The following is a 14,882-nucleotide window of genomic DNA, read 5'->3' on the forward strand; positions in this document are numbered from 1 at the left end:
CAAAGTTGGATCAGCAAACGGTCAACATACAGAACATGTAAGAAAAGCGGGAGCTTTCGGGCACTGCCAGCAGGATTTTTTCACCCTTTTTCAGCGCGCCGCTGTAAAAAACTTCTTCCAGCATCATATAAATCGAAGCTGAGCCGACATTACCCTTGGTAACCAGATTGGTATACCACTTCTCTTTTGAAATCGGCATACCATTCTCATTACAAAAATCTTCAATTTTGCCTTCAAAGAAATAGCTCGACAAGTGGGGCAGAAAATAGCTCACTTCGTCCATGCTGATTCCTTTTCTTACAAGTATATCTTTCAGCTTGGCAAAACCCAATTTAACAATTTTTTCTCCCAAAAGCTTCACATCCTGCTTGATACTGAACACAGAATGTTCCTGGACCTGCTCACTTTTAAAATCTTTATAACTTTTCAGGGAGCCATCTTCGAGCTTGTCCGCGCCCATATACATGCAGGCCTCCTGCTCATTAGCGTAGGAACAGCCCTCAATCCAGTCGATTTTCAATGAAATGCCCGATGTATTAGGCTCTGATTCAACGAGAAACGCGCCTGCGCCATCGGAAAGCATCCATCTCAAAAAATCCTTTTCAAATGCCAGATATGGGTTTTTTTCCAGTTTTAAAAGTTGTTGCACCTCGTCCTCGAACTGATCCGACCGTAAAACGGGAGATAATCTTTCAGAAGCACAGGCAACGGCCTTTTGCTTTTCACCCAGCTTTACAGACATATATGCATACTTGAACGCGTGCATGCCCGCGCAACAGACGCCGGAAGGAGAAACCACCTCAATAGACCCGGCATCTTTAAGATAACCGTGCACCATTGAACCATGCGAAGGCATCAACTGATCCGGGCTTGAAGTGGCACAACTCAGCAAGTCCACGTCCTGTATTTCTGATGTATTTTTTTCAAAAAGCCTTGTCACTGCCAGCGCCGCCATCTCTGCATTGGTATGCGTGGCTGTTCCGTCTTTTTGCAGCGCATAGTATCTGCTTTTTATGCCGTTATTACGTAAAACAAGTGCTTTTGATTTGGAAGGTTTCCCATTAATATACCCTAAATATGCTTCCATTTCATCGTTGGAAACGGGCTCATTCGGCAAAAACTTGGCAATTCTGGTAATATATGCGTCTGACATTATTATTTGGTTTCTACACCACAAAAGTATTCTTTTTTCTTCTTAATCGTATTTCCGGTAAAAGGCACGATCAGCAAATTATATACGAAAAGAATCACCGGAGCGACCATAAACAACGCTATAAGGAGATAATATTTGAAAAAACCGACTAGTCTTTTCCGCTTAGCAGGCGTCGTTCCTTTTTTCTTGATGAGGCTGGCCCATATCCGGAAAAGTTTTTTGGCGCGCTGTTCAATAAACAGAATGTCTGTAGGGATGGCTATTAACCCCGTCGCCAAAATCTCTTTTTGCAAATTACTGTAATCCGATTTGGTTGCTGCACTCTTCACAATCGCTCCAAATTTCGCTGCGCTTTTAATATCCTCGTCACTAACGCCGGGCAGGGGAAAAATATTCCATTTACTGTCTTTTCTACCCGTCAGCATCCAATGTAAAATCGTAAAAGCGCTGATCAGATTGGAGGTGCGGTCCATAAGCGGAATGTTACCTACCAGCTTTCCGCCTACATTTTTAATCAGGTTTTTAATGCTTTCCTGTGAATTAAGCCACATATTTCTTCCCCCAATTATGGTAACAACAGGTGTGCCATTCGTGATGGATTGGAAATCCGGGTCTTTAAGCAGCGACGTCACAGGAGGCGACGGCGACAAAAACCACGGCTGATATCCGAGCACGATCAGATCATAATGCCGGGCCACAAATGGAATTGGTTTCAAAGGAATTGTATCTTCCTGCACACATTCGGGCATTTTATCAAAAAACTCCTCGGTAGTCCAGGGGAAAATAAATGGGGTAACCGGGTGGATCTGATGCCGTTCAATACTGTCAGGGTCGAATGGGGATAAAAACTGGTCGATGATTTCATTCAACTGTCCGGTTTGTGAGTAGTTTACGACTAGTATTTTTCCCATTTATCAATAATCCTTTTGCTTAACTTCACTTTAAATCTGCCGCACTCAAAACCTTGGAATCCCCTGCATAATCGATAACAACAGATTTCAAATCGCTATCCAACTTATTAAAGCCCGATATTACTGCCTGCTTGTCTTCGTCAAGCTGTTTATTGTATTTCAAAATACCGGGCGCGTGCTCTTGAATAGTCAGTCTTAAAAACCTGTATTCCGTGTTTGCCGGACTGTTTTTTATTTCATCTTCCAACAAATGAGCACCTGTTTTGAAGGTTTTCACTTTTCCTTTCACCCCTTTTACGAATCCTGCCTTTTTCATTGTCAATGCTCCTTTATATGCATTGATGCGCGGCGATTGTTTTTCCTTGCTCAGATCGGCCAGTTTCTGGTCGATCGCTGCTTCGTCTCCGCTGGATAATGCTTTATAAAACGCTTGTTTGTCTGACTGGATAAACCGAAAAGCAGTTAACGAAAACAGACAAGAGAAAATGATAATCAGTGATCTTTTCATGTAACTAATCGTATACTATTGTTGAAACAAATGATACGGACCTGATGTTCCTAAGCCCGTTTCCTGCATTCCAAAATGGTATGATAGCTATCTCCTATCAATGGATAAGTTTCCACGATTTCAAAGCCTGCCTCGCGTGCAAGATCTTTCATCACTTCAACGCGATACATTTTGCTGTTTCCATTCGCCATAATCGTGAAGTAAAGCGATGTTGCCACCAGGCTATGATGGGCAGCAGGATAATCCTGATTATCAAAAAATGGTTCCAGAATGTATAGCGTAGTGTTTTCGGAAGATGCGTTGCAAGCATTTTCAAGGATCTGGATGATCTGTTCTTTTGAAAAACAATCGAGAAACTGGCTCATCCAGATCACATCAGCTCCCTGGGGAATTTCCTGCGAACGGTCGAGTAAGTTAATCGGGTGGAAATCAATGCGATCCAGCAAGTCCCTTTCCGTGGCATTGGCTTTTGCGACTTTAAGCTGCACCGGAAGATCCAGAATTTTTATATTAACATTCGGATCGTGTTTGCAGCAGGCAAATGACCATTTACCCGTGTTACCGCCGACATCGAAAATCATTTTGGGGTTTTTCCTGAACACAATTTTAAGCGCCTCAGGAAATGCATTGTCTGAATAATAATGGTCAAACTCAAACCAGGAAGTCTTCGCGGGCTCGGGCAGGATCGAGAGGCCTTCGTAAATGGTCGGCCAGTCGCCCAGGACTTTCAAGCCTTCCGGCTTTCCGTTTTTGATGCTTTCGGTCATGCTTTTTGCCCCGAGATAACAAACATCATTCATGAAATTGATGTTAACCCGCGTCATTTCGTCCTTTAAAAGAAAAAAACCGACCTTTGTTATTTTTACAATCTCATCTTCAATTTCAACCACACCGAGCACTTCCGCGGCTTCCAGCAATAATGTTACGCCGTATTCCGAAACTTCGGTTTTTTCAATAATCGTCTCAATGCTGACACCTTTCCGATTGTTGCTGATAAACTGCAAGATACCCAGTTCTCTAAGCGCTACAACCGCCTGGAAATACATGGGGCCAAATGCTATTTTTTGTGCTTCATACTTGGCGTCAATTGCCGACAATTCTTTTTTCATTATAGACTTTTATGGTTCATTTTTTGCCGTGGAGGCGGGTATCATTCTGTCTTTGAATTTCCTTCTGTGTTTTTTCTTTTTGAGGTCTTCCTCGTGCCAGATAATGTATCTCCCCATTGTCCCTCTGAACCGCTCGAAGAAATTTTCCCTGTCCGAAAGCTTCACGAACTCTTTACGTGTCGCGGAATTGAGGTCCACTTTCGGTTCGTACAGGTTCATCACCTTTAATGTGTCGATCACCGTGGGCAACAGTCCAATCGGCAGTTCAAACCGCTTGATAAATCTGCGCATGTAACTGGTCTGGATAGGATCCGTAGCGAGCGCAAGTTTTGTAAAACCGAGGTCTTTTCCAAGACGATAAGAATAGTATACGTTCTCTGTGCTGTGTTCAGCCTTTTCTTCTGTGTAAATATTTTCGAGGGGAACCCCCAGCGCGTGCGCATAATTGGCCATTACTTTGCTTTCCACATAAGGCGTAGCAACGGCGGAGCCCGAGAAAATGATGTTTTTGGTGTAGCCTTTCGAATAAAGATAATGTGCCCAGTGAATGCGCATTTGCAGGATCATATCCCATTTCTGGCCGTTGTGCGGAAATCCGGGAACAATGACGGCATCATAAGGTGCTTCTTTAACGCCTTCATTAAAAGCCTTAGCGGCAGACCGATAGAGTATTTTTCCGCAACCAGATAACGATAAGGTGATGAGCGCCAGGAAAATAAGAGGTAAAATCCGCACGATAATGGGTTATCAGTTAAAGAGTAAGCTGTGAAGCGTCCTCCGAAATGGTGAACAAATCACAGCTTACAAAAAATATGCATTGGTATCGGTAATGAACTAACTTTTAAAAATAAGGAATTCTATTTGATTTTTACACCTTGTAGGTTTTGCTCCATTTTTTGTAAAGTTTGGAATCAATGGCTTCATTGATCTTATAAACGCCGCCAGCCCAATAATTCCGGAAGCCAAAACCGCCTGCTTTTCCTTCCACTTTCTCTGTATAAAGCACTTTTTTAGTGCTCAGGTCAATGAAAGTAACCCATACGGTTAGTTTTTCAGCTGTTTTACTCAGGCTTTCAACGACATACACAACGCCTATGCCATCCTTCTCACTTAGTGAATATTTTGAAACAGATTTTTTAACCTGATCTTCCGTAAGCACAGACTCTGCTTCGGTAATGTTATCCGCAACATTGGCTGATTTGTTATATTTAACCATATCCTCCACTTTCGAAGCGTACTGATCATCTTTTAAGTTGAAGGCCTTTTGAAGTGAAAACTTCTTTGGCTCCATTTCTATGAGGTTGTTCCAGCTCACCATATGCTGGTTCTGGATGGCGCTGGGATCTGTAAAACCGATTTTACCGACATATTTGGCCTGCGTAAAATCCAGGCCCAGAAACGTAAGCTTCGCTTTGCCGTTGAAAAGATCCGCCATTGTATTTTCAGCAGATGCAAATCCGGCATTTAAAAGAACAAATGCAAAGAGTAATAACTTTTTCATAACAAGAGAGCGTTGAAAATGTAAGAAATGAATTGTTATTAAAGCTTTTTATCCAAAAATGCAGCAAGTGACTTTCCAGCTTTTGCGTAAGATTCAGCAATTCTGACACCAGTATCAAAGTCGAAGCCGCCAAACTGTCCGCCAGGAACATTACGCAGGTTCAATTGAGCCACTTTCGCAGATTTGTTAGCCGATTCTACCAAGTCAACTTCATAGTCTACATAAGCGTTTTTACGCATCACGCCCACATTAAAACCGGGTTCAACGAATTTGGTACGAACGATCAATGTATAAGTCGCATCGGGACGGGATTGAACGGCTTGCAGGCCTTTGTCTGCCATTCCTTTGTTAAAGAGCTCCTCGAATTTGGGTTCAAAACGATTTTTACGGTCATCAACCCAGGCCTTTTTCCAGGTGTCGCCTTTGCCAGCTTCCTTTGCATTGTATTCCGCTGATTTTTTGTCCAGATATTCCTTTTCAGTTGCAAATTTACCAACTCCGAATTCTGAATAATCGTACTCAATGTTAACCGTTTTCTGACCTGACAATACAGCTACGTCGCCACTTCGCAGATCAACTCTTTGGGCAAATGAATCACTTGCTCCGATCGCAGCAAAGGCAATTACGGCTGCGTAAATAAACTTTTTCATGGTAATTATTTTATTTTTTTATGGTAATAGAGCTTCAAATATAGATCAATTTTTCAGGTTTGCGTTTCTCCTGTTTGTATATTCTGAGGTTGAGTTCGTGAGCGGTTATAAATGCAAATGAAGGCGTTACGCGAAGCCGCGATTTGAACAAAGAATGCAGCTTTTCCCTAAAAACCGGCGTATTCAATTCGTCGGGAAGCTGGATCGCGATGTCATCATTTCCAAATTCATTTTTCGAAACCACAACCTGATAAAGCTCTATTTCCTGGACCATATCCAGCACATCAAAAATGGCAGGCGGAAAGATGGTCGTCCCCTTGAATTTGATCATCTGCTGTTTCCTTCCTACCACTGGCCCTACGCGCGGACTCGTGCGGCCGCAAGCACAAGGTTCGTAATGCACATGGCATAGATCGCCTGTGCGATAACGCAAAAGCGGCATTCCTTCAACGCCTAATGTTGAAATAACAATTTCGCCAAGCCCGCCGTTTTTGACCACAACATCCTGCTCATCAACTACTTCCAAAATCAACAGATCTTCATTCAAATGGCCGCCTTTGCCCGCTTTACATTCTGTGAAGGCCGCACCCATTTCGGTTGATGCGTAAGTGGAGTATAATTTTACGTCCCACTGGGAAGTAATCCTTTTGCCGAGTTCATTATATGTAAAATCAGGATTGCGGATCGGCTCGCCAATGCATATCACCGATTTGATGCTGGAAGAAGCGAAATCAATGCCGTTGGCAACTGCATAATCGATCAGTCTGGGAATAAATGAGGGAATTGCAATAATAACCGTGGGTGAAAAGCGCTGGATCGACTCCCATTGTAAAAACGGAGCGCCCGGCCCGACCCGGATCATGCCCGCGCCCAATTTCCTGGCACCCATCCAATAAGCCAATCCCGCCATGAAACGCTTATCAATGGTGGTCATAAGCTGGTAAATGTCGTGCTCCGAGCCATCCGCACAGCGAAAAGATTCAGACTCATTATCCGCAAGCCGTTCAATGTCCGAATCGGTAAGATAAAATGCGACCGGATCGCTTAATGTGCCCGAAGTTGTCACATAATCCGCAACCCTGCTTTTTGGAACACACAAAAAATCATCATTTGCAGCCGCCAGATCATCTTTCGTTGTGAAAGGCAGCTTTGCCAGATCAGCAATCGAAACAATGCTGTCTACATCCACGCCATGTTTTCGGAAAACCTTCTGGTAATAAGGAGAATGCGCCGAAACATAAGCCAGCAAGTGTTTTAATTTTTGCTCCTGCGTTTCACGGATCATATTAAAGGTCATTGGGAGTCAGGGTTATAACTAAAAATCAGGAGGTTTTTTGGCTCTCGGCAATTTTATCTTTGATCACATTCCTTTCATTAAGGGAAGCCACATCGCGTTTCAATGCTTCCCGGTAATAGCTGATTGCCTTTTTGAAGTTTTTATTTGTTTTGAAATAATCCCCTAAATACAAATAGGGAAGATAACTTTCCGGATTGTTCGCAACAAATGCAGTTTCTTCTTCCCGCGAAAGTTCAAAAGGAATGCCCAGCATCACATATTTAGTGATCTTCTGTTTGGTAACCTTAAAAGCCTCAAACTTTTTGTAGTCGTTAGATGCCAGGAACGGGTCGGGGCGGATTTTGAGAGAATCCTTTGGCTGGAATGTGCCATTGTGATCGAAAATGTCATTCAAATTATAATATATAAATTCTCCCAACTGATAAGGCGGCGTCGAGATCCACATTTCCCCCTTTTCAGGCTTGAAAAGAATGCCGTGGTGCGCGATTAGCTGGTTCAGTGTTTTTGAATTTCCATAACCCACAAATTTGTCATTAACGCCTTTTTGATCGCGTAAAATAGCCGCGGCTTTGTTCACGTCCATCGGATACGACCTGTTCATAAGCTGGTTCATACGATCGAAACGCGCCTTGGAATCCGTGTCTTTGATGTTATTAATGTTCACAGAGTCACCAATAAATGATTTGCCCTGGTAATGATTGGCGCAAACGAGATAATCTTTACCCGATTCGAAAACGTCCATTTTCTGAGGTGATTTCTCAATAATAGCAGCGTTATCATCGGCCGCCGACCCGATCAGCAATGATTCGGAAACGAATGTCTCGCTCCTTTGCGCTATTTTGGTCGCTTCCTCAATGGTGCCCGCATATTGAAGGATTTCCCTTGCCAGAATCGAGATAGGCTCTTTCGCAGCGAACGGAATGTCTGATTTGGAGGCATTTAATGTAACAGTAATTCCCTTCTCATTCATGCCCGAAACCACGCCCGTGAGGCCCGCCCATGCATAGGAAGCAAATTTGTATCCCTCATCCGGGTTCATGAAAACGATGAGCTTGTCCTTTGCAAAACCATCACCCATGTAAAAATCGAAATTGCGTGCGATCAGCAATGTCGAATCATTTGTTAATGCATTATTAACCGCAAAAGAAGTGCAGCCAACCATGTTCAGGTCCGTGAGTGCGTGGCCAATGTCGTGTGCAGCGTGATAATTGAGAATGCGATAATATTTGGGGCCGATATAATTGAATTGCTCTGAAAATGACTGTGAAACTCCGTAGATCTCCTGCTGGTTTTCCTCGGGAATGTATTTGTAAATATCCCGGTTAAACCAGCCTACAAAGCCTTTCAGGACTTGCAAAAACATGCTGCTAGGGATCATTTCCCTGATCTGATTCACAAAATGAACTTCCTGCTTTTCCATCAGTTCTTTTGCAAGAATGCCGTAGATCAGTCCGCGCTCGTAAGGTTTTCCTTCGAGATACATTTCCCAAATGCCTTGTTTATTCTTTTTAAGCCAGCAATTTCCGACCGTATAATGGTCTTCGCCCACTTTAATTCGCTTGTAACTTTCGATAGTTTTATTACTTTCAAGCTTGGGTGCAGGAACGCGGATGCGCCAGATAAACAGCCCAAAAAGAACTCCTACGATCAGCAGGAAGATCGCAATGGTTTTTAAGACGGACCTGGTTACTTTATTTTTGGGCCACATAAAGAGACGGGCGTTGCAATTTTATAAGTGCGGTTGAATATCAAAATTAATAATAAATGGCCATCTGTTACATAAAAAGCATTTCGGATGATTCAACGCTAGGATTGTGGCACATGACGGAAAGCTGGCAGGAGATGCAAGAAATGGCTAATCTGCCCAATTCTGAATATCTGCCGCTGGAAGAGAAAAAAACCGACCGCAGAAAGCAGGAATGGCTGGCATGTCGCATTCTGTTACAGGAAATGATACATTCTCAGCCTCTGATCAAATATGACGAAAACCGGAAACCACGCATAAAGAATAGCACCCGACAGCTTTCAATGTCGCATTCGGGCGATTATGCAAGTGTGTATGTGCATGATAACAAACCGGTTGGAGTGGATTTACAGCAAATGAAGCCGTCTATTTCCAAAGGCGCGGATTATTTTCTGAACGACGCAGAACAGCACTGGGTTGACCTGAATGACAATGTTCAGCTGCATTTGATCTGGTGTGCGAAAGAGGCGGCGTTCAAATATGCCGGCGATGCGGATCTGGACTTGAAAAAACATATCATTACAAATCCCTTTCATAGCAACCAAAATGGATTAATTGAGGTTTCTATCCAAAAGGAACAACTGACTGAATCTGTCAAAGTGCGATACGACACTTTTGAAGACTACTTATTGGCCTGGACTGTCTGAATTTTTGAATACAAAAACCTAATCCCTATATGCCTCGATTTCTTACTTGCCTGCTTTTGCTTTTTGCCCTCCGACTTTCCGCACAAGTTCCTTCGCAATCGTCCAGTGAAATTTTTCAGAACATTAAGAAACTGAATGTATTAGGCTCTGTGCTTTACATTGCCGCGCATCCGGATGATGAAAACACGTTAATGTTATCATATTTATCAAAAGATCAGCTGGTTAGGACGGGATATTTATCATTAACAAGAGGCGATGGCGGGCAAAATCTGATCGGAGCGGAACAAGGTTATAACATTGGCGTCATTCGCACGCAGGAATTGCTGGCTGCAAGACGCATTGACGGAGCGCAGCAGTTTTTTTCAAGGGCATATGATTTTGGCTTTTCCAAAACGCGTGACGAAACATTGAATTTTTGGGACAAGGACAAAGTTCTCGGTGACGTGATCTGGATGATCCGCAAATTCCAGCCAGACGTAATCATTACCCGTTTCCCACCTGATCCGCGCGCAGGCCATGGCCATCATCAAACATCTGCATTTCTTGCAGAACAGGGATTCAGCCTTGCTGCTGATCCGAAATCTTATCCCGATCAGCTGAAATTTGTCAAGCCGTGGCAGGCCAAAAGATTAGTTTGGAATACATACACGCCGGGTTTTACCAACAAACAGCCGACCGAAGAGAAAAATCCGTTCATATCCATCGAAATTGGCGGTTATAACCCGGTTTTAGGCAAATCTTATACAGAAATCGCTGCTGAAAGTCGCAGCCAGCATAAGAGTCAGGGATTCGGGAGCGCGCCTCAGCGTGGCGCCAGGATTGATTATTTCCTGCACAAAGTTGGCGAAACAGCGCAAAAGGGCCTTTTTGATGGGATTGATGTTTCCTGGAAACGCGTGAAAGGAAGTGAGAAAATTCAGACAATGATCACCGGCGCGATCAAAAATTTTTCTGTTAATAAGCCGTCCGCATCCGTTCCTGAACTTTTGAAAATCAATACCGAATTGAATAAGCTTGATTCCACGAACATTTACATTAAAGCAAAAAAAGAGGAGGTTAGAGAGCTGATTTTACAATGTGCAGGGCTTTGGTTTGAAACCAATCCCGACGATTTTTCGCAAGTTGCAGGCGACACAGCTGCTATTAAGATTGCGGTGGTCAAAAGATCGGATTATCCTGTAAAACTGATTTCCCTGCAATGGACTGGCAAAGAAAAGGATAGCACATTGAATTTGGCCTTGGAAGATAACGAGCTGAATTCCTTTGCATTGAATCCGGTTTTGCCTGCCAAATTGAAAGTAAGCCAACCATATTGGCTGGAAAAACCGATCGATAAAGGTTTGTTTCAAATTGATAATCAACAGGACATTGGATTCCCCGAAAACCGGCCTGAAACCACTACCGAGTTTGTTTTTGAGATTGGTGGTCAGCAATTTGCGTTTTCGAGACCCTGGATTTACAAAAGTACCGATCCCGCACAAGGCGAGATTTACAGGCCATTTGAAATTCGTCCGGCGGTGACGGCAAACATTACAGAGCCGGTTTTTATATTTTCTTCATTGGAACCAAAAACAGTTAGCATTCTCGTAGAAGCGCAACGCAAGAATGTAAAGGGATCGGTTAAGCCTGAAATTCCGGCTGGCTGGAAGTCTGTTCCCGAGTCTGCAAGCTTTGATTTCAAAGGAAAATATCAACAGCAATATTTCTCATTCATCATTACTCCGCCAGCTAATAATCAGGAAGTGAAACTGAAAGCGATTGCAACAGTGGATGGACAAATGTTTGATAAATCCATCAGAACCATTGCCTACCAGCACATTCCAAGCCAGACTATCTTCCCAACGTCAGAAGCCAAGCTGGCGAAAATAGATGTAAAAACGACCGTTAAAAATATCGGCTATATTGCTGGCGCTGGCGACGACGTCCCAACGGCCTTACGGCAAATGGATTGCCAGGTTACCATGCTGAACGAAGCCGGTTTGGCAAAAGATCTGTCGATTTATGACGCTATTATTGTTGGCGTGAGGGCATATAACACAGAAAATTATCTCACCAATTACCAATCCAAATTGATGGATTATGTAAAAAACGGAGGGACGATGGTCGTGCAATACACCATTCCGGGTGGGCAAAAAGTAAAACAGATCGGGCCTTATGACATTGAACTTGGACGCGACCGGGTGGCCGAAGAAGATGCAGAAATGCGTTTTTTGTTACCAGAACATCCTTTGCTTAATTATCCAAACAAAATCACGCAAAAAGATTTTGAAGGCTGGATCCAGGAACGCGGGTTATATTTTGCACAAACCTGGGACAAAACAAATTATCAGGCGCTATTTTCAGCCAATGACAAAGAAGAAACGTTGAAAGAAGGCAGCGTACTCTATGCCCAATATGGTAAGGGGCATTACATTTATACTGGCCTGTCCTTTTTCCGCGAGCTTCCGGCAGGCGTTACGGGTGCTTACCGACTTTTTGCCAACATGATATCTGCTGGCAAAAAGTAGGATTCTTACTTGACGTTTTTCCTGCGGTTACGCTGAAAATCTTCCAGAACAAACCCGCCTAACCCTTGCAAATTGCTGTAATAAGCACGGCCGTTATTGACTTGCGTGAAGTTTTGTACAAATTGTTTCAAATAAGGGTCCGTCGCGATCATGAATGTCGTCACCGGAATGTCCAGCCTTCTGCATTGCGCAGCTAGCGTTAATGTCTTATTAATGATCTTGCGATCCAGGCCGAAGCTGTTTTTGTAATAACGGATTCCTTCTTTTAAGCAAGTCGGCTTTCCGTCGGTTATCATGAAAATTTGCTTATTACGCGTTTTTTTGCGTCGCAGGATGTCCATAGCAAGCTCCAAACCTGCTACTGTGTTTGTATGATATGGCCCAACTTCCAGATATGGCAAATCTTTAATCTGGATCTGCCAGGCATCATTTCCGAAAACGATAATGTCCAGTGAATCTTTCGGATATTTACTTCTGATCAATTTAGCCAGCGCAAGTGCAACTTTTTTTGCAGGCGTAATGCGGTCTTCTCCATATAAGATCATGGAGTGACTGATATCGATCATTACAACAGTCGCAGTTGTCGTTTTTTGCTCACGTTCAACGACTTCCAGGTCATTTTCCATCAACATAAAATCACCAATGCCATGGTTGACCTGCGCATTTTTGATGGATTCGGTCATCGCGATCTGGTCCAGTGTATCGCCAAACTGGAACTGGCGAATGTCGCTGCTGAGCTCGTCGCCTACGCCCATATGCGGCGTGTGGTGATTTCCGCCTGTTTTTGAGCGTTTAAGTTTCCCGAATATTTCGTCCAAAGCACTCTTGCGAATGCTTTTTTCGGCTTTGGGCGTCATAATGATCTTGCTCTCTCCGTCCTGCTTTTCTTCGGTGATATAACCTTTCTTTTTAAGGTCATCGAAGAAATCACCGATCCCATAGGAATCATTGGTAAGATTATATTGCCGGTCGAGCTCGCTAAGCCATGACATTGCCTCAGAAACATCGCCGGAAGTCATTAATAGCAGTTGCTGAAAGATGTCGAACAATTGGTCAAACTTACTGTTCGGACCTTGTTCGGCTGGTATAAATTTGGAAAAACGATGTCCGCGCATAAAAATCAGCTAAAATAAGACCTCAAAAAAGAGACGGCTACTTTCAAATTTAATCGAAAGTAGCCGCATATTCATTCATATTTGACAAGACTACGCTTCTTCTGCACAGAATTCTTCAAATGCCATTTGTAAATGTTGTGCAATCATCTCAGCCGAACGGCCTTCGATGTGGTGACGCTCTACAAAATGGATCAATTCACCATCTTTGAAAAGCGCTACCGCCGGTGAAGACGGAGGATATGGCAATGTATATTCGCGCATTTTGGCAACTGCTTCCAGATCGGCTCCTGCAAAAACCGTTGCCAAATGGTCAGGTTTGATTTCGCTGCGTGACAAAGCTGCTCTCACACCCGGACGCGCTGCACCTGCCGCACATCCGCAAACCGAATTGATCACAACCAGAGCCGTTCCTTTCGTGGTTTGCATAAAATTGTCAACTTCCTCAGCAGTTGTCAGATCCTGAAAACCAACATTAACTAGTTCAGCTTTCATTGGAGCCACTAATTGTGGTGGATACATATTTCTAAAAATTAAAGTTTATGAGATAATTATATTATTGGCAATCAAAACCTTACATGAAACCTAATTCAAGTTTGGCTTCTTCCGACATCATTTCCGTCGTATAAGGCGGGTCAAATGTCAGTTCAAGGCTCACGTCATTTACACCTTCCACTTCCCGGATCTTTTGTTCCACTTCTCCTGGTAATGTTCCTGCGGAAGGGCACGAAGGCGATGTTAGGGTCATGGAAACAAATACATTATTGACAGGGAATATTTTCAAATCGTAGATCAGCCCCAGTTCGTACACATCGACCGGAATTTCCGGATCGTAAACCGTCTTGATGGCCTTCACAACTTCTTCCCTTAATTCTGACTCTGACATTTCGATATAAATTTTACTAATCTGAATTAATTCGCTGTGTTAAAAGACTTTGCCTGAAAAGCGACACCATAAGCCTTCATTTGTTTCAACATGGCAGCAAGTCCGTTTGAACGGGTTTGTGCAAGATGCTGATGTAATCCAATGCTTTCCATAAAATAAAGATCCGCACCGGCAATTTCCTTTGGCGTATGGCCCGACAACACCTTTACAAGCATGCTAACCAGTCCACGGACAATGATTGCGTCGCTATCCGCTTCGAATTTCAGCAAATCGCCATCCATGTAAGCATTCAGCCACACGCGGGATTGGCAGCCCTTTATTATATTGTCTTCAGTCTTAAATTGTTCTTCCAATGGTGGGAACTGCTTTCCGAGGTCAATAATATACTCGTACTTGCTCTCCCAATCATCAAACAATTCAAAATCCGAAATTAGTTCGTCCTGTATCTCGTTTATGGTCATTGTATTTTTAATTATGCGACGGCAGTTCTGGTTTCTACCCAATTGATAATTGACTCTGCCATCTTGATGCCCGCCATTGAAACGTTAGCATCAGTATTTCCGTCATAACTCATCGCCAAATGAAGCGTGCTATATGCGGCAACAAATGACGCCAAAGCTTTTTTATCCAATTTTGAAAGATTGTCTTTATACCAACCCACATCTTTTCTACCCTTGCCTTTTTCCTCAAATAAACCATCAAGCGCCACCAAAACTCCGGTGTAAGCTGCATGACCAGCAAGTTTTACATATTTTGGATCCTGATAGAGGCCATCCTCCTTCTTCGCCTTTTCTCTTAAAATCTCCTTAGCATTATCCAGATAACGCTTTGCTTCTTGTACTGTGTTTGGCATAGGT

16 protein-coding genes are annotated in these 14,882 nt (G+C 43.3%); 2 read left to right on the forward strand and 14 right to left on the reverse strand.

Annotated features, from left to right (window positions below):
• Positions 1 to 10 precede the first annotated feature (10 nt).
• From darB to B5X68_RS14100, 9 genes are all read right to left on the reverse strand, one after another.
• Positions 11 to 1,153, reverse strand: coding sequence for a dialkylresorcinol biosynthesis protein DarB (gene darB, locus B5X68_RS14060; protein ID WP_082215402.1), 1,143 nt, complete (start codon positions 1,151 to 1,153; stop codon positions 11 to 13).
• 2 nt (positions 1,154 to 1,155) lie between these two features.
• Positions 1,156 to 2,064 carry a hypothetical protein gene (locus B5X68_RS14065; protein WP_082215403.1) on the reverse strand — a complete coding sequence of 303 codons (909 nt, stop codon included), beginning with the start codon at positions 2,062 to 2,064 and terminating at the stop codon, positions 1,156 to 1,158.
• Positions 2,065 to 2,089: 25 nt separating this feature from the next.
• Positions 2,090 to 2,572, reverse strand: coding sequence for a hypothetical protein (locus tag B5X68_RS14070; RefSeq protein WP_082215404.1), 483 nt, complete (start codon positions 2,570 to 2,572; stop codon positions 2,090 to 2,092).
• 50 nt (positions 2,573 to 2,622) lie between these two features.
• Positions 2,623 to 3,681: a methyltransferase gene (locus B5X68_RS14075; RefSeq protein ID WP_082215405.1), complete on the reverse strand. Its 1,059-nt coding sequence runs from the start codon at positions 3,679 to 3,681 to the stop codon at positions 2,623 to 2,625.
• A 9-nt stretch (positions 3,682 to 3,690) separates the two neighbouring features.
• Entirely contained in the window at positions 3,691 to 4,416 is a 726-nt protein-coding gene (locus B5X68_RS14080; RefSeq protein ID WP_229208416.1) for a YdcF family protein, read from the reverse strand.
• Positions 4,417 to 4,549: 133 nt separating this feature from the next.
• The gene (locus B5X68_RS14085) at positions 4,550 to 5,182 is read right to left on the reverse strand and encodes a hypothetical protein (RefSeq protein ID WP_082215406.1); all 633 of its coding nucleotides are present in this window, start codon (positions 5,180 to 5,182) and stop codon (positions 4,550 to 4,552) included.
• 38 nt (positions 5,183 to 5,220) lie between these two features.
• Positions 5,221 to 5,832 (reverse strand): hypothetical protein, encoded by a 612-nt coding sequence (locus tag B5X68_RS14090; protein WP_082215407.1) that lies wholly within the window; start codon positions 5,830 to 5,832, stop codon positions 5,221 to 5,223.
• Between the two features lie 34 nt (positions 5,833 to 5,866).
• Complete coding sequence (flxY, locus tag B5X68_RS14095; RefSeq protein ID WP_229208417.1) at positions 5,867 to 7,129, reverse strand: flexirubin biosynthesis putative acyl-CoA ligase FlxY; 1,263 nt, start codon at positions 7,127 to 7,129, stop codon at positions 5,867 to 5,869.
• A 25-nt stretch (positions 7,130 to 7,154) separates the two neighbouring features.
• Positions 7,155 to 8,837 (reverse strand): C45 family autoproteolytic acyltransferase/hydrolase, encoded by a 1,683-nt coding sequence (locus B5X68_RS14100; RefSeq protein WP_082215408.1) that lies wholly within the window; start codon positions 8,835 to 8,837, stop codon positions 7,155 to 7,157.
• Positions 8,838 to 8,893: 56 nt separating this feature from the next.
• On the opposite strand from B5X68_RS14100, the gene B5X68_RS14105 reads away from it, so the two are divergent.
• Positions 8,894 to 9,520, forward strand: coding sequence for a 4'-phosphopantetheinyl transferase family protein (locus B5X68_RS14105; RefSeq protein ID WP_082215409.1), 627 nt, complete (start codon positions 8,894 to 8,896; stop codon positions 9,518 to 9,520).
• A 29-nt stretch (positions 9,521 to 9,549) separates the two neighbouring features.
• Positions 9,550 to 12,027, forward strand: coding sequence for a PIG-L family deacetylase (locus B5X68_RS14110; protein ID WP_082215410.1), 2,478 nt, complete (start codon positions 9,550 to 9,552; stop codon positions 12,025 to 12,027).
• Positions 12,028 to 12,032: 5 nt separating this feature from the next.
• On the opposite strand, the gene B5X68_RS14115 is transcribed toward B5X68_RS14110, so the two are convergent.
• From B5X68_RS14115 to B5X68_RS14135, 5 genes are all read right to left on the reverse strand, one after another.
• Positions 12,033 to 13,142 carry a vWA domain-containing protein gene (locus B5X68_RS14115; protein WP_082215411.1) on the reverse strand — a complete coding sequence of 370 codons (1,110 nt, stop codon included), beginning with the start codon at positions 13,140 to 13,142 and terminating at the stop codon, positions 12,033 to 12,035.
• Positions 13,143 to 13,232: 90 nt separating this feature from the next.
• Positions 13,233 to 13,661, reverse strand: coding sequence for a BrxA/BrxB family bacilliredoxin (locus B5X68_RS14120; protein WP_082215412.1), 429 nt, complete (start codon positions 13,659 to 13,661; stop codon positions 13,233 to 13,235).
• A gap of 52 nt (positions 13,662 to 13,713) precedes the next feature.
• Complete coding sequence (locus tag B5X68_RS14125; RefSeq protein ID WP_026631607.1) at positions 13,714 to 14,025, reverse strand: SUF system Fe-S cluster assembly protein; 312 nt, start codon at positions 14,023 to 14,025, stop codon at positions 13,714 to 13,716.
• A 26-nt stretch (positions 14,026 to 14,051) separates the two neighbouring features.
• Complete coding sequence (locus B5X68_RS14130) at positions 14,052 to 14,486, reverse strand: SufE family protein (protein WP_082215413.1); 435 nt, start codon at positions 14,484 to 14,486, stop codon at positions 14,052 to 14,054.
• Positions 14,487 to 14,497: 11 nt separating this feature from the next.
• Positions 14,498 to 14,878 carry a DUF5618 family protein gene (locus B5X68_RS14135; RefSeq protein ID WP_082215414.1) on the reverse strand — a complete coding sequence of 127 codons (381 nt, stop codon included), beginning with the start codon at positions 14,876 to 14,878 and terminating at the stop codon, positions 14,498 to 14,500.
• Positions 14,879 to 14,882 lie beyond the last annotated feature (4 nt).

The sequence above is a fragment of the Dyadobacter psychrophilus genome, assembly GCF_900167945.1.
Lineage (GTDB): Bacteria > Bacteroidota > Bacteroidia > Cytophagales > Spirosomataceae > Dyadobacter > Dyadobacter psychrophilus.

Bases quoted from the DNA above. Each gene is read 5' to 3' on its own strand.
- B5X68_RS14065 (WP_082215403.1), bottom strand. From the start codon at position 2,064: ATGGGAAAAATACTAGTCGTAAACTACTCACAAACCGGACAGTTGAAT.
- B5X68_RS14120 (WP_082215412.1), bottom strand. From the start codon at position 13,661: ATGTATCCACCACAATTAGTGGCTCCAATGAAAGCTGAACTAGTTAAT.
- B5X68_RS14075 (WP_082215405.1), bottom strand. From the start codon at position 3,681: ATGAAAAAAGAATTGTCGGCAATTGACGCCAAGTATGAAGCACAAAAA.
- B5X68_RS14110 (WP_082215410.1), top strand. From the start codon at position 9,550: ATGCCTCGATTTCTTACTTGCCTGCTTTTGCTTTTTGCCCTCCGACTT.
- flxY (WP_229208417.1), bottom strand. From the start codon at position 7,129: ATGACCTTTAATATGATCCGTGAAACGCAGGAGCAAAAATTAAAACAC.
- B5X68_RS14125 (WP_026631607.1), bottom strand. From the start codon at position 14,025: ATGTCAGAGTCAGAATTAAGGGAAGAAGTTGTGAAGGCCATCAAGACG.
- B5X68_RS14070 (WP_082215404.1), bottom strand. From the start codon at position 2,572: ATGAAAAGATCACTGATTATCATTTTCTCTTGTCTGTTTTCGTTAACT.
- B5X68_RS14115 (WP_082215411.1), bottom strand. From the start codon at position 13,142: ATGCGCGGACATCGTTTTTCCAAATTTATACCAGCCGAACAAGGTCCG.
- B5X68_RS14130 (WP_082215413.1), bottom strand. From the start codon at position 14,486: ATGACCATAAACGAGATACAGGACGAACTAATTTCGGATTTTGAATTG.
- B5X68_RS14090 (WP_082215407.1), bottom strand. From the start codon at position 5,832: ATGAAAAAGTTTATTTACGCAGCCGTAATTGCCTTTGCTGCGATCGGA.
- B5X68_RS14100 (WP_082215408.1), bottom strand. From the start codon at position 8,837: ATGTGGCCCAAAAATAAAGTAACCAGGTCCGTCTTAAAAACCATTGCG.
- B5X68_RS14085 (WP_082215406.1), bottom strand. From the start codon at position 5,182: ATGAAAAAGTTATTACTCTTTGCATTTGTTCTTTTAAATGCCGGATTT.
- B5X68_RS14135 (WP_082215414.1), bottom strand. From the start codon at position 14,878: ATGCCAAACACAGTACAAGAAGCAAAGCGTTATCTGGATAATGCTAAG.
- darB (WP_082215402.1), bottom strand. From the start codon at position 1,153: ATGTCAGACGCATATATTACCAGAATTGCCAAGTTTTTGCCGAATGAG.
- B5X68_RS14105 (WP_082215409.1), top strand. From the start codon at position 8,894: ATGGCCATCTGTTACATAAAAAGCATTTCGGATGATTCAACGCTAGGA.